Raw genomic sequence first — 18,714 nt, forward strand, 5'->3', positions numbered from 1 at the left:
GAGTCGTGCTCCGAGCTACCTTCACGGCTGTTCGCTCAGCGCCGCATCCACCGTCGCTACAACGTCGTGGACAACCCCGATAGCGGCGAGTTTCTCAGCTGCAGCGGGTACATGCTCCCGAGGGTCGGGCATTTCCCACTCTTTCGCTACCCTACGCGCAATTTTGAGAAATTCTTTCGAGCGGGCTTGGACCTCTCCTTCAGACAACGGGAGAAGGGCGAGCACCGCAAGCACCAACGACGGACCAGATCCGGATATCCCCACACAGGAAGCCGCAACGCCCACCATGGCCGCGTGGCGCCAGTTAGATTCCTTTTCAGGATGCCTAGCGGCTACCTCCTTGAAGATAGTCCAGATATCCGTTACCGGTGTCGCCGCCCAACGCCACCAGGAATGCCGGGACAGCGGCACGATGGCGGCTTCGGCATCCCAATTATCCAAGCTCGCCTGGGCGATAATGTCATCGACGGTAAACGGAAGGTCGACGATTCGCTGCGCGAGGTAGCGCCGCATACTGGCTTGGCGTTCCAACAGGGCTGCTTCGACCGCCAGCTCGTCCGCTTCCGAATCTGCATCTAGAGCGACTATCGCCGCATCATCCCTTAGCTGAAGAAGCGAAACCGTTCCAAAGGTAGCAACCCCAAGAGAGCGTGCTAGACGTCGCTGCGCAACATCATCAGTCCACAAAGGGAGACCGGTTTCTATCGCCAAATCGACAGGCGATAGCCAATGCGCGTTTGAGCGCCGGTCCATGGATTCAAAATAGGTGGCATTAGCTTGCACAGGGACGGCTGTTGTCCGATCTGCGGCAGCAGCCAGAAGCGACATCCTTTGACGAAGCTCGATTCGAGAATCAATGGAGCTTTCGCGCCATACAAGGCTGTGCGAGCTTGCGTCCCACGAGATCGATCCTGAACTTCCAGCGATACCACGGAAAGCCACTTGCGCTCGAACGATATCATCGCGACTTGCGTAGGGCATCCGCAGTTCCGTGAACAGACCTCGGCAGTAGTCGAATTCGCCAACAACGCTAGATACCAGCAGCGCAGAGGCATCAACAATTACATTCATTGAGCCAATGGAGCATATTCTTGCCGCTTCACCATCAGCCTCATACTCATCGTCGATGAAGGATGATGAGCTATACGCTCCAATAGCACGGGAAACCAGAATCTGCGCGTACGGGTAGTCAATGGCCGCGGCGAGAAGTCCAACAGGCAGTTCGCCTATCCACACATGTCTAGCGACCTCTTGCAATGCCTCATTGGCATCCTTAGCAACTTCATCCTTCGTCGCCAGTTCTTCGAGTCTATGGAGCATCTGCGCTGAATCTCCGACCGCAAAAGCAAAGACGCCCCCTGCCTCACCATGCCGTCGCACGTGCTCGTTCAGCGCAGCAAATGCCCGACGATGAATCTCCTGAGGGACAATAGGCCGATCATCTCCGACTGTTTCAGCGGATACAGAGTCCAACTGCGCCTCATCAAGCGTACGCGTAGACCTGATCACTGCGGTCAATAGCGCTGCGTTGAGTTCTGCGTCTGACTCGAACCTAGCGGCTAGTGCTAGCGCCTGGGATGCCAGATCAGAATCCCATGGCTCTAGCACGAGAGCGCGTAGCCAAAGTTGTGCCTCTTGAGGGTCCGTAACAGTGGGCCGGAAACGTCGAACAGTCTGGGCCGCCCGCCCAAACGCGCGCTGGTTGAGTTGAGCGATTATCAACCGCCAAGCCATGGCACGATCACGCTCTTGCTCCGACGAGCGCGACAGAAACTGGTTAGCACACCTCTCAACCGCCGGCCAGTCGCCGCGTTCCTGTGCTGCCAGCATTAGGAGGTTGTACATCGACTTCGCGAGAGTCTGACTGAGTCCAGTGTCTCCCAACGCCTCATGCGCGGTAGCCTCGACTTCGCCCCACCGGCCAAGATCGCTGAGTATCTCCGCTCGCATCACGAGGAAAGTCGAGTTCCTTAGCCTTTCAGCGGCTCTTGCACAGACAGCCTGTGCCTCTTCCTGCCGCCCCTCCCGAAGAAGTAGATAGATCAACGGTTCAACTGCGGCAGCGTTATCATCACTCAACGCACGAAGTGCTGAGATACCGTTGTCCGGATCTGCGTACGCACGTGCAACAACTCGAATTAGGTCGACGACCGACGATTGCAGCCATCCTAGGTCAACCAAGTGCCGAATACGGGCAGTTTCATCTATGCCAAACGTCGACAATCTCCGAACTGATTCGACCATCCGATCAGGCTCGTCGTCGCCGGTGCTAGCGAGAATGCGCCGGAAGAGTTCGACCCTTTCTTCGGCACTGCCGGTATTGTGCAGGTCACATTCGGCAGCGACCAGATCCCTTTCGACTCCGCTCGGAATCTTGTCCAGCAGCTCAGGCAAGAGTTCAGGGCGACCAAGCATGGCAGCTGCTCGCGCCGCGTGTCGTGCAATCTTTGGCCTAGCGGCTTCGTCTGCGCGAGCAGTGCCGATCGGCAACGTCGTTGACCTATTCAAGATTCGGTCAAACTCTGCAGTCAAACCGTAGATCTGCATGAGTAGATCCAGGGCTTCCTCAGTTGGACCGTCCCATGCGTGCAGTTGATCCAACGCTTTTTCTGCATGGTTTCGTGCCCGCGTCAGATCGTCTGCGTTCGCCTCCGAAGATCCAGATCTCAACGCGAGCACATACGCAAACTTCTGCATCGCAGTCGAATTTTCGGGAGCTAGCTGGAGGGCCTGTTCCCAGAGGGCTACACCTTCATTTATACGGCCTGCTTTTACGGCTTGTTGCGCCCGAAAGCTCACCATTGCCAGATCGTCACGTGCCGCTTCGACCCTTCTCGTCAGCTCTGGAGGAAGAACCAGCTCGGCAGCGCTCAAAGGATCAGCCTTGAGTATTTGAAGTCCGAGGGATCCAAGCAGCTCACTGGACGGTTGACGTGACGCGCGATCAAACAGTTCCCGTGCGCGAACAACATCGATTTCAAGCAACTCGAACGCCGCTGCGGCGAGTATTCGACCGTTCTTCGATGGCAGAATGGTGGCCGCCCGCTCATAGGCCCTTGCCGCTTCCATAGGGGCGAGATGAGCTGACGCATAGTCTCCAATTGCCACGAGACCTTCGACGCCGCCTTCTACAATCCAGATCGGCATGGCTTCAAGAAGAGTCTCGACCACGAGCTTAGGAACCCTACGCCCGTCGGCCAAGTGATGAGCAATTAGATGCGCGGAACGACGTTTCGTAGAAGACAGAGAGGTTAGGTGCTTAATAGAACTTGGTGGTAGAACTTCGAGATTCTGAAACCACGCATTTTCTGCGCGCATCTCGACTCCACTAGTGGCCAGCTCCCACTCAGCGCCCGCTGTTCCGAGAACGTTGCTGAATGGAATGTGGAGCTTCCATCCCCCTTTTGACGATCTAGCAAGATTTCCCTCTACGACTCGCTGCCAATAGATCTGATCGTTGGTTAGATCTACATACAACACGTACATTGGCAGCGAATGCCCCAGCCAGTACTCGACATGACGCCCGTCGGGCCTGTAAATCCACCCGTCGGCGACACGCTCCGAGAATCCGACTGCACTTGATTTGAGTTGAAGACCAAGAAGCCGTCCTGTTGGATTTGCTCCACTACGAATCTCCACATGAGCATCCACACCGAAGTCTGACGTGGACTGTTCACGAAAGATCCAACCGAACTCGCGTTCAATCTGGAAGCCCACAAACGAAACGCCCTCGCGGTTGGTCGCATCCGAGCCGCGTCCAACCTCAGCCATGCCGTCACCCCTCCGTATGGGGTAAGTAGCATACGCGCGTTGCAGCCTAACTACTGGTCGACGCGCCTCACGGAGCCTGCGAGTCGACCGGATCTAGCTCGCGATGCACGCCGACCGACTGTCCTTGATGCGTCGGTTGAGTCAGGGTTGTGGCGACGACGACGGAGTGACGAGGTGGACGAGACCACGGCAAGGCACCACATGGAGCGGGCCATCGCGGAGATGTGGCAATCCCCGAGCACCAGCAGGATCGGTGTCGTCGTTGCCCGCGGCGAGACGGTCCTAGCGTCTGTGCACAAAGGGCAGGGCGGGAACCGCCACGCGGAGGTCATCGCACTGAACGCAGCCGATGCCGCAGGGATCGATCTGCGGGGCACTACCGCGTTCGTGACCCTTGAGCCGTGCGCGAACCTGGAGGGGACGTTCGACTATGAACTGCGCCCGAAGATGACTCCAACGGAGGACCCGCTGGACACCCGAACTGACGTTCCTCGATCGACTTGAGCACAACGGGCATTGCGCGTCGAATGGCCTGCAGAAGACGCGCAGCGCCGCCGCGCAAGCCCTTGTACACGCCTGGCCAGCGAGATTCTGACCGGAGATCGGAGCCCGAAGCGCAATACCGTTTCATTTCTATTCTTGCGAGCGAACGCGGACTGGCACGTTATAGTGTTGCGAAAACTCTTCGTCCGTCAACGTGTAGTATTCTTCCTGATACCCACCGTCGTCGAACACCTGGAAGGCGAACTCGTCACCGGGAGCCGGCCGCATCTCGAAGTTCGGGCTAACCAAGGCGCAGTTTGGCAGGAAGAATCTCTTAACAAGAGGCTCCTGCTCGCCCACAAGGGAGATGAACGAAACTCCTGGCGTGCCGGCGATGAACCGAGGCGGTGTCCCAAATGGGCTGAACAGCGTTTCTATACATCCTTGAATGAGGAGTACCGCATTGAGCGCGTCGTCGCGCGCGTCAGATCCCGAGAGATGGGTTCCATAGTGAATACTTCTATTGCGAAGCTTCCTAAGCGTATTGAATTGCGTAGCGGTAGGGTCCCCTATCACCCCCCACTCAAACAAGGCAACAATGCACTTCACCCAGTCCGAAACGGTAGCCTGATTTTCGACCTGCACTGTCGCAGGATGCCCCGCGAAATCGCCGCGCAACCTGATGACGAGCGCGTTCAGAATCCTTTCACCTAACGCGCACGCCCCAACCAAAGCCGGATAGTAGCTTCCATGCGTGAAGCAGTTCCGAATCTGCTGAAGAAAGGCGTTATGCTCGTCAATTATACTCCAGGGCGCCGCCTTGATTGAGACAAAGTCAGCAATCTTGCGTTCATGATCATGGTTGCCGAACTCGTGTATTAAGCCAGCCCGCAACTGGTGCCGGTTTTCCAACCATTGCTGACGCACCAGCGGATCCCAGTCAGCACCAATCTCCGTGGTAAGTATTTGGGCGCGAGTGTCGAACTGCATCGAAAAGCACATGTAGCGTCGGCAGCCGTCATCAGCACGACGCGGTCCGCCGGAGCCAACTCGTTGCATCAGGCTATCTGACCACAGAACCTCTGAGTCGACATGTCGAACCCGCCGAAGGCAGCCTTAGTCCCCCTGCACCCATGCTTGTGCGCAGCGCATGAGCGCCAGGACGCGGCAGCTGTCCCAGCAACCACGCTCGCTCACACCCGGATCGGCACAGGTCCCCACTCGCCGGGACGGGACGACAGCGAGCCTGTCCCACGCCCTGCGACTAAGGACCTGCTGGTAGAGAGCCTGAAGCTCAACGCACGAGGCCTGTCCCACGCGACCGCTGCAGGGACAGGCCTCATGTATCAATGCGCCAGGTGAGCCTACTTGGAGCCGACAAGGGCTACGTGGGTGAATAGTGTGCGACTTCGTCCTCGGACACCAGCTTTATCCCTACCAACGGGCCGGATGCTCGCATCGAGCATCCGGCCCGTTGCGTTGTACACGATCTCCACGTTCAGCGCTTCGTACAGTCTTTGCAGCTCGGCGGGGTCCGCCTGCCTGATTACCTTCTTCACGTCGCCGAGCGAATCAATCATGGCGTGGATCTCGGCGGCACTCCGGCCAACGCGTTTCGGTACCCCGTTCAACTCGGCTTGAGCAGCCGCGCGCTTCTCCTGCGCCTCGTTCATCGCCTCGACGAGAGCGGACGGGTCAATTCCCGCCGCAATGGCGTCCTGGAACCGGCGCAGCTTCGCTTCCGCATCGGTGAGACGTTTCCTCGCGGCGGCGTGTGGGGTGCCAAAACATGGCTCAACGGTCTTGACCTGCGGATCAAGCGGCTGCGGGTTCATACTCGTTGATCAAGCCGCCGAGTACTCGCCGACGACGAACGGACCCACAACCTGACTCTGCGAGTGGGTAATCGGGTCGTGGTGGGGCGTGGTCCCGCGCTCTGTGTGGCCGTCGGTGGTTGTAGTGAGCCACGTAGCGGTTAAGCGCTGACTTCAGGTGCCGCTCGTTGATGATGAGTAGCCGGTCGGTGAGCTCGCGCCTGACAGTGCCGACAAACCGTTCGGCGTAGCAGTTGGCCCGCGGACATCGCGGCGGGATCTTCACAACGTCGATGCCGGCGTCCTCAAGAACGGAATCGAACGACGCCGTGAACTGGCCTGCCCTGTCACGAACCAGGAAACGAAACTCGCTGGCCCGGCCGTCCAGCTCCATGAGGAAGTTGCGAGCCTGCTGTGTGGTCCACGGGCCGTCAGGGTTGGTGGTAGTGCCGAGGATGTGGACGTAGCGGGTGCCGACCTCCATCACGAAGAACACGCACACCCGCTTCAACGTGACGACACAGTCGACGTGAAAGAAGTCGCACGCCAGCATGCTTACCGCCTGAGCACGCAGGAACCGTCGCCACGACGTGTCGGTGTCACGCGTCGGCGAAGGCGGAATCCGAAGCCGCTTCAGCACGCGGCGAACAGTCGAGGCGGCCGTCCGGTGACCGAGCTTGAGCAGTTCACCTTGGATACGGCGGTAACCCCAGCCCGTGTTCTCCCGCGCCATCAGCTCGATCAACGCCACCACGATCTCACCAACCTGCGGTCGACCAACCCGGTTCGGGTAGGTCCACTTCTTCGCGACCAGGCGCCGATGCCACCGCAACACCGTGCCCGGAGACACCAACCGGTGCTCCCGCAGCCACACGGGTAACTGCCGCACCAACGCGGCCAGCACCGCACGATCAGCCCAATCCAGCCGAGGACGGCGCTGACCTCGACGCAACACCGCGACCTCATGCCGCAACACCAGCAACTCGACGTCCTTCGCCGCAGAGGACCGGCCAAGCAGAACCAGCCAGCCACCCAGCCGAACAAGAACGAAGTACAGCAGTCGCAGCGCCACGCCCACGATCATGCCGACCGGACAACAGGCCCCGACCACCGCAGCTCAACGCATGTGTGCAGAGTTCTGGCACCCCACACCCACGGCATCCGCATGTTGCCGGCCGACCTCTCAGCCCTGCTCACTGATGACCATTACCCTGAGAACTGCAGGAGGGCTGTCAGATGAGCGGTGTCGTGCCCGGCGCTCGAGGCGGCAGTGCAAGGCGGTGTGTCGACCCGGCGGTCGGCCTCCTGGAGGTGACGTTCGAGAGCGGCGGCACCTACCAGTACGAGGCTGTGCCGGCCGACGTTCAGGCGCGCCGAATCAGCTGACCGCGTCGAGTCCATGCGTTTGGCCTCGCGCCGCCGCAGGACCGGTGCCGAGGTTGGTGTCCTCGACGTGGGGACCGGAGTCGTTGTACGGCAGGCAACCCGATCTTGTCCGCCGGCTGCGCGCCGAGCTCCGGCTCGACGAGTACGCGGTCGCTGTCGCCCTGCACCCGAACACCTGGTCCGCCCGCTCCCCTGACAGATCGGCCGCTGGATCGACGCGTGCACGCGATCGGGCGTGATCGTGTTTCCGGCGCATGAGGGCTGGCGTGCCGGTCTCGTCGCGGCGGACGTCGTCGTGGGAGACGACGGATCGGTGACGTTCTACGGCACCGCTCTCGGCCGGCCAGCCCTTCTCGGGGAGGCTCCGCACGACACCGTGGATCCAGACTCTGAGGTCGGGAAGTTCCTCGCCGCAGCACCACGACTCCGTTCCGGGCAACGGCTGCGGCTTCAGGTCGACGCGGCGCTCACCACCACGCGGACCACCGAGTTGCGCAACGCCGCCGAACTCGCCACGTCGGTTCCGCTCAAGTCGCACTCCTTGCTGCGCAACGAGTTCTACCGTCTTCTCGACCTGGAGGAACCGGAAGCCCCGGCAGCAGCCCTCGACCTGCCCGCCCGGCGGTCCACGCCCACACTGCCGGCTCGCAGTCCGTGCGGGTCGCAGTCCGTGCGGGTCGCTCTGGACCGCCAGAACGACGTGCTGCGCGTCACGGTGGTGCGGCTGCCTGCGGATCTGCGCGGCTCGCTTGACCGGAACGCACACCTCGTCGTCACCACCGACGAACCCTCCGAGACCGCTCTGCAACTGGCTGATGTCGTCGTTCACGAGGGCGAGGGAGACGCCTTCGCCTGGATAACGCACATGCTCGCCGCACTGCCCGGCGCGGCCGTCGCGGCTGGGCCGGTCGGCAGGACGGGCTGGTTCGCCGGCACGAGGGACGGCCACACGGTCCTGTTCGACCAGGTGGACGGATTCGGTCCCGCGCTCGCCTCCGTCGTGCTCGCCTGGACCTCCGCCGGCCACCGCCCCTGCGACCTCCCCGAGAGGATCGACCTCCACCTCGGTCCGGCACGGCACTCCGTGTCGCCCAAGGTCACGGGGCGCACCTGCGGCTGCTCGAGACCCGCGTACTGACCTCGCTCACGGTTGGCGGTCCGCCGCGATGTCAGGGCCGCTTGCTACCGTCGTCAGATGCCGCAGTGGCCTTCCATCAGCAGGGACGACCTGCTCCAAGCCGCGGGCACGGCGGGTTTCGACGCGGATCTGCCGATACTCGTCCGGCGCTTGATCCAGGAGACCGGCCGGGGCGTCACCAGGCTGCACGTGCCCGGTGGTTCCGGAACGTCCGCGGGCGGATTCGACGGAGTCGTCGTCGCCGAGGAACAGACCACCTTCGTTCCGTCCGGCACGAGCGTCTGGGAGCTGTCAGTGCAGAAGACCGCCCAGAGCAAGGCGGACAGCGACTACGCGAAGCGGCTCACAGGTCCGAACGGTGAGGACCCTGGTGAGATCACGTACGTCCAACTCGGGCTGGCTCCATGGCCGAAAGCCCCCGAGTGGGAGGCCGCGCGCCGGAGCGAAAACCGCTGGCACGACGTGCGGGCGTACAACGCCGACTCGCTCGACACCTGGTTGAGCGGCGCGCCGGTCACGACCGTGTGGCTCGCGGAACGCCTCGGCAAGGCCTTCCCGGGGGTGCGGGAGGCGCTCACGTGGTGGGAGGACACGTGGCTGCCGTCGACGTCGACGCCTCTCGACGCGGCCGTGGTCCTCGCGAACCGCGAGGGATCCTCCTCCCTGCTGCTGCGGGAGATGAGCTCCGGTCCGACGATCATCACCGTCGGCGGCGGCCTGCGCGGAGACGAGCTCCGGGCGTTCGTCGCGGCGTCGCTCACGACCGCGCCCGCACACGACCGGACGCCGGCCCGGACCTTGTTCGTCTCATCCCGCGACAGCCTGCTCGGGCTGCTGCGCCAGCCCGATCCGCTGGTGCTGGTCGCCACCGATCCCGAACTGGCGTCGGACGTTCCGCTCACGCACCCTCACCGGATCGTCATCCCCGTCACGAGTGGCGACGCGACCGTGGACGTGCCCCGCCTCGACGGCGAAGCGGTGACCCACCTGCTGACCGAGCGGGGCTTCGAGCACGAAGCGGCGTACCACCTCGGCACGCTCGCCCGCCGCAGCCTGCCCGCGCTGCGGCGGCGCCTCGCGGTGTACCCCGACACCCTCGTGCCGAAGTGGGCCCGGAGTCCTCAGCCGTCGGTGCGCCGGCACCTCCTCCTCGGCGGCTGGAACGAGACGAAGCCCGCCGACCGTGCCGCCGTCGAGGAGTTCGCCGAATCGACTTACGCCGACTTCGCGGAGGCAGCGCTGCCCTTGACCACGAACGCCGACGCGTTCCTCGCCCTCCTGCGGGGGCACTGGCACGTGGTCTCGCCCGACGACTCGTGGCACCTGCTCGCCCCGCACCTCACCGCCGCGGACGTCCAGCAGTTCGAACGGCTCGCCCTCCGCGTGCTCGGGGAAGTACGTCCCGAACCGGACGACCTGGGCGTGGTCCACGCCGAAGACTTCGCTGACTCGTGCTCGGCCCAGTTGCGCGAGGGCGTCGCCCGGTCGCTGGCGCTCCTCGGAACCAGCGATGAGTTCGTCACGCTTTCCGGTGGCATGACAGGTTCTCTCGTCGCCCGGCGAATCGTCCGAACCCTGCTCGCCCACGCCGACGCGGATCCCACCTACTCGCTGTGGAGTTCCCTGAGCGACCTCCTTCCGAGCATCGCGGAGGCAGCGCCCGAGGAGTTCCTTGCCGCACTGCGCGCAGGGCTGGAAGGCGCGAACCCCTCACACAGGGCCATGTTCGCGGACCACCAGACCAGCCGGTTCGGGTTTCCGGGCGGATCCGCGCATCTGGGCTTCCTGCGTGCGCTGGACGTGCTCGCCTGGTCACCGGACAACCTCGACGACGTCGCCGACGTCCTGACGAGGCTGGCCGCCCTCGACCCCGGTGGCCGCTGGGCCAATCGTCCCGCCCGCAGCCTGGAGGAGATCTTCAGCTGCTGGCATCCCCAGACCAGCGCGACCGGCGCCCACCGGCTGAGCACGCTCGGCCGCCTCCTGCGCACCGCGCCGGAGGCGACGCGAAAGCTCCTGGTCGCCCTGATTCCAAGGGGCCACGGCACTTTGGTGCCGCACCGCGGGCCCAAGTACCGCGACTGGACGCACGAACAGGACATCAGCCGCTCGGAGATGTGGGAGAACATCGCCGGCGTCGCCGATCTGCTGCTGGCCGATCTCGACGCCGTGCCCGCCAGACATCTGCCGATCATCGACAAGATCGACCGTCTTCCCTCCGCGCAGCGAGATTCCTTCGCCTCCTCACTCGCTCGCCTGGGCATGACCGCGGACGACGAAACCCGGGCACGCCTCGCGGACGCGATGCGTGTCAAGATCGCCGAGCATCGGGAGTTCGCCGACGCGGACTGGACACTCGCGCCGGAGGAGCTCGAGCCCCTGGCACGCGCGCTCGCCGCGCTGGAACCGCAGGCGCCCGTTTACCGGCTGCGCTGGCTGTTCGAGAGTCCCCACCTCCTGCTCGCCGACCACCCCCGGCGGCCCGACTTCGCGGCTCATGGCGCCGAGCTCAGCAGGCGGCGGGTGGCCGCGATCGGCGAGATCTTCGGCACCGGCGGGCTGGCCGCAGTTGCGACCCTCGCGTCGAAGGTCAGCTACCCCTTCCTGATCGGCAGAGCTCTCGCGGAGCACACCTCCACGCTTGACCTCGAGCTGCTGCCGGAACTCGGCACCGCGCACTCGCCGATGCGCCAGGTCGCCATCGGCTACCTGCAGACGCGCCTGGACTCCGGCGGCCAGCAGCTCCTCCACCGGTTGCTGGCCGCCGCGGATCGCCCGGACGTCCAGGCGACGGTGCTGAACTGCCTTGCCGACGCACGGGCGGCGTGGGAGGTGCTGGCGGGACTACCGCAGGCACGGCACGACTACTGGTCAGCCTTCAACTACCACTCGATCGACCCTTCATCGGCTTCCGCGGTCACGGCGGTCAGCGGACTGCTCGAAGCCGGACGCATCGCCCCGGCACTGGAAGTGGTCGCCTACCGCGCCGACGAGGCCGACTCGGCGGAGATGGCCGAACTCGCCGTGCTGGCGCTATCGGACCTGGTGGAGCTGAAGACACTTCCGGCCGGCTTCGAGCACCTGTCCGAACACGACTTCCGCCGGGTGTTCGCGCTCCTGGCCCGGCACAGGGACCTCGTCGGGGCGCAACGGGTGGCCACGCTGGAGTGGCAGCTGTTCCCGCTGCTGAGGTTCGCGCCGGAAGCACCCACGTTGCACGCGACGCTCGCCGAGGAGCCAGTGTTCTTCGTCGAGCTGGTGACGCGTGCGTTCTTCCGCGAGAACGAAGAACTCGGCGACGGTCCGTCCGAAACCGACGACCGTGCAGCCGTCGCCACTCGGGCGTTCGAGGTTCTGCGCACGTGGCGCCGGTGTCCCGGCGCGGAATCGAACCAGCCCCCGAATCCGGACGGGCTGCGTGCCTGGGTGCGGGAGGCCCGCGACCGTCTTGCCCAGGTGGACCGCCTCTCCGCGGGCGACTACCAGATCGGCCACGTCCTGGCCCACGCGTCACCTGATCCGGACGGCCTCCGTCCACCGCGGGTGGTGCGCGACCTCCTGGAAGAACTGCGCAGCGACGAGGTTGACGCCGGACTGCGCGACGGGATCTTCAACAGGCGCGGGATCTACAGCGAGGGCTTCACCGAAGGGGGAGTTCAGGATCGGAGCCTGGCGGAGAAGTACCGCGCCCAGGCAGCGGAGTCGAACGACTGGCCACGCACTCGTCGGATGTTCCGCGAGCTGGCCGAGACCTACGAACAGCACGCACACCACTCGGACGACAGAGCAGAACGCCGACGCCGTGGGTTGCCCGACTGATCGCTGAGGTGGTCCGCCCCCGAGCCGCGCGGGAGATCCCGCGACCGCGATCACCCGTCGGCGCCGCGCCGACAGCAGCACCGCTCGGCAACGGTTGGCGACAAGCCCGGCCTGAACGTTCGGCCCGTTCGGGCTGACTGTCGTGACCAAAACGGGAACCGGTGTGGCGGCGGTCCTCCTCGGCAAGCCAGCTGCGGGCATGGCCTGAGTTGCGGGACACGTTCTACGGCGCGGCACTGGGCCGCGACCACGCTCAGCCGACCTATCTCGTCGGCGACACCCCGACGGGACCTTGTGCGTGCCGAAAACTACGTCCATGCAGGTCACGACACGCGGCGATACTCGTGGATGACTCAGTCGAGAAGATCATGTCGATCTACGATGCGGCGCTCGATCTGAGCGGGTTCGCCAGGCTGAGGCCGGCCCCGCAGGGGTGCCGCGTCGGCGAGCGATCGGCGCGCTCGGTACTTGCCGTAGTACCGAGCCTTTTCCATCTTCATGATCGGGTGCGTTGTTCGAGGGTGAGGATGGCGCGGGCGTAGTGGGTGACTCGGTGGGGGCTGGCGCGGACTCGGGTGAGGACGCGCCAGTTCTTGAGGGTGGCGATGCCGCGTTCGACGAGGCAGCGGATGGCGGAGTGTGCGCGGTTGGCGGCGCGTCTGCCTGGGGTGAACTCGTTTTTGTAGCGGCGGTAGGGCAGATGAACGCCCTCGCCGGCGCCGATGTGGCCGCGGTCGGCGACGAGGTGGAGCCCGGCGTCACGGCAGGTGTCGAGGATGCCGTGGGTGCGGGCGGCGGTCAGGTCGTAGACCGAGCCGGGGAGTCCGTCGGAGACCCAGGCGAGCCGGCCGTAGGGGTCGGTCAGGATCTGCACGGTGATGCCGTGGTGGCGGGTTTTGACGCTGTAGCAGGCTTTCAGGCGCTCACGGTCGCCGGCGCGGTCGATGCGGATGACGGTGCCGTCCAGTAGCGCGTAGTTGGAGAACGATCCGGCCAGCCGGGCGACCGCGTGTGTGAGGCTGGGTGCTCGTGCCGCGAGCAGGTCGGTGGTCTCGCGGATGTAGCGGTAGGCGGTGGCCAGGCCGATGCCGAACCCGGTGGCCAGGCGCTGGTAGGTGTCGCCGTTGCGTAAATGCGCCAGCACCAGCAGGGCCTGGCGGTTGCTGGGCAGGCGGCGCCAGCGGGACCCGATGCTGGTGCGGTGGCGGCGGATCAGGCGTGCGACGTAGTCCAGGGTGCGATTGGACAACGTGATCACGGACGGATAGAACAACACACGAAGCTCCTGGTCGGCATCGGTTGATCTTGGTCGTGATGCCAGTGCTACCAGGGGCTTCGCCATGTTCAAGGCCGTCGAGCTACACCGATCCGATCTTGTGACCAGCAAGATCAGGATGGAAAAGGCTCACCGCTAGTACTCACCCAGCGCCTAATGCAGATGGGCCTGATTCCAGATAAACAGGCGACCGAAGAGGTCGCCGCAAGAGTTCTTACTCCAGTCGATACAGACCCGGCACGAAAGATTGATTAGTTTCGACTGGCCCTCTATACTGGGGTCGAGCTATTCAATAGCGCATGAACACCCGAACTGCGCACGCTTGCTACATGTGGGGGGTGTCCCCTTCGGACACCAGAACGGCTGGGATCCCAGCAATCGAATCCCACGTAAGGTCAGCGATCAGCTTATGGGCTGCCAAAACACGGTCCGGTGGGTCTGACCTGCCTATCAGGCTGCTGCAGGTTCGTACTCGTTGATCAAGCCGCCAAGCACTCGCCGGCGACGTACGGTCCTGCAGCCGGACTCTGCAATCGGGTGATCCGGTCGTGGTGGAGAGTGGTGTCGCGCTCGGTGTGGTCGCCGGTGGTTGTAGTGGGACACATAGCGGTTCAACACTGAGTTGAGGTGACGCTCGTTGATGATCAGCAGCCGGTCGGTGAGCTCTCGTCTGACTGTGCCGACAAACCGTTCCGCGTAACAGTTGGCTTGTGGACACCGAGGCGGGATCTTCACAACGTCGATACCGGCATCAGCGAGAACCGAGTCGAACGACGCCGTGAACTGGCTGGCCCTGTCACGAACCAGAAACCGAAACTCGTTGGCCCGATCGTCCAGCTCCATGAGGACGTTGCGAGCTTGCTGCGTGGTCCACAGCCCGTCGGGGTTCGTCGTGGTGCCGAGGATGTGGACGTAGCGGGTGCCGACCTCCATCACGAAGAACACGTACACCCGTTTCAACGTGACGGCGCAGTCGACGTGGAAGAAGTCGCACGCCAGCATGCTCGCCGCTTGAGCACGTAGAAACCGCCGCCACGACGTATTGGTATCCCGGATCGGCGAGGGCGGCACTCGCAGACGCTTCAGTACTCGGCGGACAGTCGACGCGGCTACACGGTGGCCGAGCTTAAGCAGCTCTCCTTGGACACGGCGGTAACCCCAGCCGGCATTCTCCCTCGCCATCCGCTCGATCAACACCATGACGGCCTCATCGACCCGCGGGCGCCCAGCCCGGTTCGGATAGGTCCACTTCTTTGCGACCAAGCGCCGATGCCACCGCAGCACGGTGCCCGGAGACACCAACCGGTGGTCTCGCAACCAGGCGGGTAGCCGCCGCACCAACGCAGCCAGCACCGCACGATCAGCCCAATCCAACCGCGCACGGCGATGGCCTCGACGCAACACCGCGACCTCGTGCCGCAGCACCAGCAACTCGATGTCCTTGGCCGCCGAGGACCGGCCGAGCAGAACCAACCAGCCACCCAGCTGGACAAAGACGAGGTACAGCAGTCGCAGCGCCACGCCCACGATCATGCCGTCAGACGGACAGAACCCAATCACTGCAGCTCAGCGGACGAGTGCAGAGTTCCGGCTCCCCCACACGGGAACGTCACAGGCGAGTGTTCATAGCCCCACTGCCCTGCTCCGCAAGGTGATAGTCCTGATCGCTCAGGCCCAGGGCGCTGTCGGGTACCACGGGATCAGCTCGCGCCGGGCAAGGAGGCGCACGTCCCAGTAGAGGAACGTGAAGACGCCCATCGTGATCAACGCGACACCAGTGATCACCGCGAACCGTGACGGCTTGGCACCGAGCCGGCGGCGTGTCCTGTCGCCGAGCAGTGCTGCCACCGCTATGAGGAGCACGGCGAGCACCACGATGTTGCCCAAGGACTGCAGGCAGAAGGCCGCGGCGCCGTAGAGCGGGTTGCCGCTCTCCGCTGCGTCCCTGAACAGCTGCCGGAACAGCCCGAACGGCCTGCCGATGAGGAACCCGCCGATGAGCACGCCCATGAACACCATCGGGGCGTTGGGGTGCCGCCGCGCAATTCGTGCGAACGGGTCGCGGGCAAGGCCCAGCGCGGCCAGACCGAGGTAGGTCATTGCGAGCCCGATCACGCCGAACACGACCATCGACTGCACGCTACGTCCCGACAACGTGCCCGCGGCGTTCTGAGCGGTGGAGAACTGGGGCATCGAGGTGCCCACCAGGCCGACGATCGCGCCGTAGACGGCGGAGACCGCGAGCATGCCGACCGCGAGCCACAGCAACGGCCGCAGCACGCCGCGGATCCTCTCGGCCCGGCTGCTGGACTCGCCCAGCATCGGCGCGACGGCACCGAACGCCGCGATGTTGCACGCGGTGAAGGTGCCGGCCAAGCCGGTGACGAACGCGAACACCACTCCCGCGGCCACGCTCGTGATCGGCTCATTCTTCGCGTCGTGGCCCAGCAGGGCGTTCGCGACGGTGTCTCCGATCGTCGAGTCCACGAAGTGGGCCGACCACACCACGGTCAGCGCGAAGCCCGCCAGCACGCTCAGAAGGACGATCAGTCCGCGCCGGCGCGGGAAGTGTCCGTTGACGAACGCGGACGTGGCTGCCGGACGTGCCTGTGTGATTTCGCGATCGTCCCTGAGCATGGTGATCTCCTCTCCTCCAGCGAGTGGCGTCGCGAATCAGGGAACGGTGACCTTGGCGGCGGTCGCGCGTTTCGCGCGCATGTGCATGACCACCGCGACCATCATCGGGACGAACACGATGCCGTTGTAGACCAGGTGCAACTCGACCCTCGGCACGACGAGCTGCAGGAGACTCGTCGGTGCGGACTTGTTCATCAGGTGCCAGCCCGCCAACGCTTGCACGAGCAGCAGTAGGTGCTCGAAGTGGTGCCACACCTGGATTCCCGTCGCGACGTTCCACCAGGTGCGCGCCTTGCCCGTGAAGCCGCGGCGCAGCACGATCAACCCGATCAGCATCAGCAGGGCATAGGCGTAGTGCAGCCACTCGCTGTGCACGAGCCACGGGAAGGCAAGGCCGAGAACACCGCGAGCGTGGTGCACGGGCCAGCCGAGTGCGTAGATCTGCACGGCCTGGGCGATGTGTTCCGCCCAGTGCGCGAGCACAATGACCATGAACGCGGCCAACCACCGGTCGTGATGGCGCATCGAGTCATCCTTTCGGCGAGACGTTCCAGGATCCCGGTTCTGCGCGGACGGCTCCGGTGCCCTCGACGCGCGAATGTCGTTGCGACGCCGGGAAGTCAACCACTGAAACGACTCCGCTCCCAGCCACGCGGACGCATTCAGCTACAAACCGGCACTGCGGAAGGACATCACAAGAAGTGCCGAGTCCGGCGCAACCGACGGTGAGCAACGGCCCGCGCCGCGGAAATACGCTGCGACCGTGCGGGTTGGCGAGTTGTCGAGGCGCAGCGGGGTTTCGCTGCCGACCATCAAGTACTACCTCCGCGAAGGCCTGCTGCAGGCCGGAAAGCCGGTCCATCGCAACCAGGCCGAGTACGACGACGACCACGTGACCCGGCTGCGGCTCGTACGCGCGCTGCTCGACGTGGGCGGACTATCGATCTCCGCGGTCAAGGACGTGCTGGACGCCCTCCGCGACGAGACTACGCGGCTGGAAGCGTTGTGGGAGGCCATCAGCGAGCACCCGCGCGTTGTGGCCGACCCGATCGCGGTGGCACAAGCCGAGGACTTCGTCGCACGGCACCGCGCTGGCGACCACAGCCGGGTCGTCCCCGCTCTGGCGTCCGCGCTCGCGGCCGCCCGGCGGCTTGGGCACGACCGCTGCCACGAACTGCTCGACCCCTACCTCGACGGAGTGCGCGTGATCGCCCGCGCCGACGCCGAGTACGCGCGGAAGAACGACCACACGGCGGAGGACGCCCTGGTCGGACTGGTGATCGGCAACGCACTGCTGGTGGCCGTGCGCCGCTTCGCCCACGCCGAGGTCGAGCACGAACTGCCGAGCACCGCGACCTGAAGACCGCGAAACTGACGACTCGGCGAACTGGACCGTCCAGGGAGGACTCGTGCCACACATCGAACTCGACCCGGAACTGCCCGGCATCATGGGGCTCCTGCGGTACCGGCCCGACACCGGCAGGCTCATCAGCGAGATGGCGGACGTCCTGCTGCGGCAGGAGAACTCCCTCACCCGCGGCGAACGTGAGCTCATCGCCGCGTACGTCTCGAAGCTCAACCAGTGCGAGTTCTGCTGTTCCTCGCACGCGGAGTTCGCGGCCGTGCAACTGCCCGAGGGCATGGAGCTGGTGCGCGAGGTGGGCGAGCACGGGCCAAAAGCTGCGGGATCGCCGAAGCTCTCGGCCCTGCTCACGATCGCGGCCGCGGTCGCGGAGTCCGGGCGGAACGTGACCGCGGAGATGGTCGAGGCCGCGCGGTCCGCCGGGGCGACCGAGCTTGAGCTGCACGACACCGTGCTCATCGCGGCGGTGTTCTGCATGGCCAACCGGTACGTGGACGGCCTCGCCACGTCACGTCCCACAGATCCCGCGCGGTACTCCGACTACGCCGGGCGCATCGTCGAGGTCGGGTACCTCGCGGCGATGCTGCCCGGCTGAGTCGTCAGCTCCCGCCCACCATCAGCGTGTTGCCACCGGGATCGGTCACGTAGAAGTGGCGGCCGCCGGGGTGGTCCGCGATCGGGGTCGGTTCGCACCCCTTGCCGCGCAACGACTCCAGCGCCGCCTCCAGTTCCGCGCCCGCGAACCCCGGCACGACCTCGTTCTTGCGGCCCTGCCACAGCACCAGGTCGACACCGCTGTCGAAACGCACCCATCCCTCGCCCTCGTCGGCGACGGGCAGCTCCAGCGTGCGGACGTAGAAGTCCTTCACCGCCGCCATGTCCTCGCACTCGATCAGCAACGTCGCGAGTTTGCCGTACATGGGTTTCCTCTCGTCGGGTGCACCTGCCCGACAGCCTCCCCGCACCCGGCGCCGGCTGCTCGGGGGTGGTTGCGGCGGGAACCGCAACATCGGCGGTGATCCCGGCA

The 18,714-nt window shown here is 64.6% G+C and carries 16 protein-coding genes; 7 read left to right on the forward strand and 9 right to left on the reverse strand.

The window, feature by feature from the left end:
* Positions 1–21: 21 nt before the first annotated feature.
* Entirely contained in the window at positions 22–3,771 is a 3,750-nt protein-coding gene (locus tag ACSHWB_RS38315) for a DUF4365 domain-containing protein (protein ID WP_439658207.1), read from the reverse strand.
* A 174-nt stretch (positions 3,772–3,945) separates the two neighbouring features.
* On the opposite strand from ACSHWB_RS38315, the gene ACSHWB_RS38320 reads away from it, so the two are divergent.
* Positions 3,946–4,275 carry a hypothetical protein gene (locus tag ACSHWB_RS38320; RefSeq protein WP_439658208.1) on the forward strand — a complete coding sequence of 110 codons (330 nt, stop codon included), beginning with the start codon at positions 3,946–3,948 and terminating at the stop codon, positions 4,273–4,275.
* A 129-nt stretch (positions 4,276–4,404) separates the two neighbouring features.
* On the opposite strand, the gene ACSHWB_RS38325 is transcribed toward ACSHWB_RS38320, so the two are convergent.
* The 3 genes from ACSHWB_RS38325 to ACSHWB_RS38335 form a co-directional block, all read right to left on the reverse strand.
* Positions 4,405–5,244 carry a hypothetical protein gene (locus tag ACSHWB_RS38325; protein ID WP_439658209.1) on the reverse strand — a complete coding sequence of 280 codons (840 nt, stop codon included), beginning with the start codon at positions 5,242–5,244 and terminating at the stop codon, positions 4,405–4,407.
* 374 nt (positions 5,245–5,618) lie between these two features.
* Positions 5,619–6,089, reverse strand: coding sequence for a hypothetical protein (locus tag ACSHWB_RS38330; RefSeq protein WP_439658210.1), 471 nt, complete (start codon positions 6,087–6,089; stop codon positions 5,619–5,621).
* Positions 6,070–7,140, reverse strand: a complete 1,071-nt coding sequence (locus ACSHWB_RS38335; protein ID WP_439658211.1) for an integrase core domain-containing protein — start codon at positions 7,138–7,140, stop codon at positions 6,070–6,072. The genes ACSHWB_RS38330 and ACSHWB_RS38335 overlap by 20 nt, the downstream gene beginning before the upstream one ends.
* Positions 7,141–7,304: 164 nt before the next feature.
* On the opposite strand from ACSHWB_RS38335, the gene ACSHWB_RS38340 reads away from it, so the two are divergent.
* Genes ACSHWB_RS38340 through ACSHWB_RS38355 form a run of 4 tightly spaced genes read left to right on the forward strand, consistent with a single transcriptional unit; the run spans position 7,305 to position 12,411 of the window.
* Positions 7,305–7,454, forward strand: a complete 150-nt coding sequence (locus tag ACSHWB_RS38340; RefSeq protein ID WP_439658212.1) for a hypothetical protein — start codon at positions 7,305–7,307, stop codon at positions 7,452–7,454.
* A 44-nt stretch (positions 7,455–7,498) separates the two neighbouring features.
* Positions 7,499–7,693: a hypothetical protein gene (locus ACSHWB_RS38345; RefSeq protein WP_439658213.1), complete on the forward strand. Its 195-nt coding sequence runs from the start codon at positions 7,499–7,501 to the stop codon at positions 7,691–7,693.
* Positions 7,690–8,592 carry a hypothetical protein gene (locus tag ACSHWB_RS38350; protein WP_439658214.1) on the forward strand — a complete coding sequence of 301 codons (903 nt, stop codon included), beginning with the start codon at positions 7,690–7,692 and terminating at the stop codon, positions 8,590–8,592. The genes ACSHWB_RS38345 and ACSHWB_RS38350 overlap by 4 nt, the downstream gene beginning before the upstream one ends.
* A 57-nt stretch (positions 8,593–8,649) precedes the next feature.
* A complete protein-coding gene (locus ACSHWB_RS38355) occupies positions 8,650–12,411 on the forward strand; it encodes a hypothetical protein (protein ID WP_439658215.1) in 3,762 nt (1,253 codons plus the stop codon).
* Positions 12,412–12,907: 496 nt separating this feature from the next.
* Here the strand turns inward: ACSHWB_RS38355 and ACSHWB_RS38360 are convergent, their stop codons facing one another.
* The 4 genes from ACSHWB_RS38360 to ACSHWB_RS38375 form a co-directional block, all read right to left on the reverse strand.
* Positions 12,908–13,687: a transposase family protein gene (locus ACSHWB_RS38360; protein WP_439657390.1), complete on the reverse strand. Its 780-nt coding sequence runs from the start codon at positions 13,685–13,687 to the stop codon at positions 12,908–12,910.
* Between the two features lie 450 nt (positions 13,688–14,137).
* Positions 14,138–15,208 (reverse strand): integrase core domain-containing protein, encoded by a 1,071-nt coding sequence (locus ACSHWB_RS38365; protein WP_439658216.1) that lies wholly within the window; start codon positions 15,206–15,208, stop codon positions 14,138–14,140.
* A gap of 147 nt (positions 15,209–15,355) precedes the next feature.
* Positions 15,356–16,324, reverse strand: a complete 969-nt coding sequence (locus ACSHWB_RS38370) for a hypothetical protein (RefSeq protein ID WP_439658217.1) — start codon at positions 16,322–16,324, stop codon at positions 15,356–15,358.
* A gap of 36 nt (positions 16,325–16,360) precedes the next feature.
* The gene (locus ACSHWB_RS38375; protein ID WP_439658218.1) at positions 16,361–16,849 is read right to left on the reverse strand and encodes a hypothetical protein; all 489 of its coding nucleotides are present in this window, start codon (positions 16,847–16,849) and stop codon (positions 16,361–16,363) included.
* Between the two features lie 238 nt (positions 16,850–17,087).
* On the opposite strand from ACSHWB_RS38375, the gene ACSHWB_RS38380 reads away from it, so the two are divergent.
* Complete coding sequence (locus tag ACSHWB_RS38380; protein ID WP_439658219.1) at positions 17,088–17,684, forward strand: MerR family transcriptional regulator; 597 nt, start codon at positions 17,088–17,090, stop codon at positions 17,682–17,684.
* Between the two features lie 49 nt (positions 17,685–17,733).
* The gene (locus ACSHWB_RS38385; RefSeq protein WP_439658220.1) at positions 17,734–18,282 is read left to right on the forward strand and encodes a carboxymuconolactone decarboxylase family protein; all 549 of its coding nucleotides are present in this window, start codon (positions 17,734–17,736) and stop codon (positions 18,280–18,282) included.
* 4 nt (positions 18,283–18,286) lie between these two features.
* Here the strand turns inward: ACSHWB_RS38385 and ACSHWB_RS38390 are convergent, their stop codons facing one another.
* A complete protein-coding gene (locus ACSHWB_RS38390; protein ID WP_439658221.1) occupies positions 18,287–18,607 on the reverse strand; it encodes a VOC family protein in 321 nt (106 codons plus the stop codon).
* Positions 18,608–18,714 lie beyond the last annotated feature (107 nt).

The organism is Lentzea sp. HUAS TT2, assembly GCF_051853195.1.
GTDB lineage: Bacteria > Actinomycetota > Actinomycetes > Mycobacteriales > Pseudonocardiaceae > Lentzea.

Excerpts from the sequence above, each read along its gene's own strand:
- ACSHWB_RS38315 (WP_439658207.1), bottom strand. The coding sequence starts at position 3,771 with ATGGCTGAGGTTGGACGCGGCTCGGATGCGACCAACCGCGAGGGCGTT.
- ACSHWB_RS38325 (WP_439658209.1), bottom strand. The coding sequence starts at position 5,244 with ATGCAGTTCGACACTCGCGCCCAAATACTTACCACGGAGATTGGTGCT.
- ACSHWB_RS38330 (WP_439658210.1), bottom strand. The coding sequence starts at position 6,089 with ATGAACCCGCAGCCGCTTGATCCGCAGGTCAAGACCGTTGAGCCATGT.
- ACSHWB_RS38340 (WP_439658212.1), top strand. The coding sequence starts at position 7,305 with ATGAGCGGTGTCGTGCCCGGCGCTCGAGGCGGCAGTGCAAGGCGGTGT.
- ACSHWB_RS38355 (WP_439658215.1), top strand. The coding sequence starts at position 8,650 with ATGCCGCAGTGGCCTTCCATCAGCAGGGACGACCTGCTCCAAGCCGCG.
- ACSHWB_RS38370 (WP_439658217.1), bottom strand. The coding sequence starts at position 16,324 with ATGCTCAGGGACGATCGCGAAATCACACAGGCACGTCCGGCAGCCACG.
- ACSHWB_RS38375 (WP_439658218.1), bottom strand. The coding sequence starts at position 16,849 with ATGCGCCATCACGACCGGTGGTTGGCCGCGTTCATGGTCATTGTGCTC.
- ACSHWB_RS38390 (WP_439658221.1), bottom strand. The coding sequence starts at position 18,607 with ATGTACGGCAAACTCGCGACGTTGCTGATCGAGTGCGAGGACATGGCG.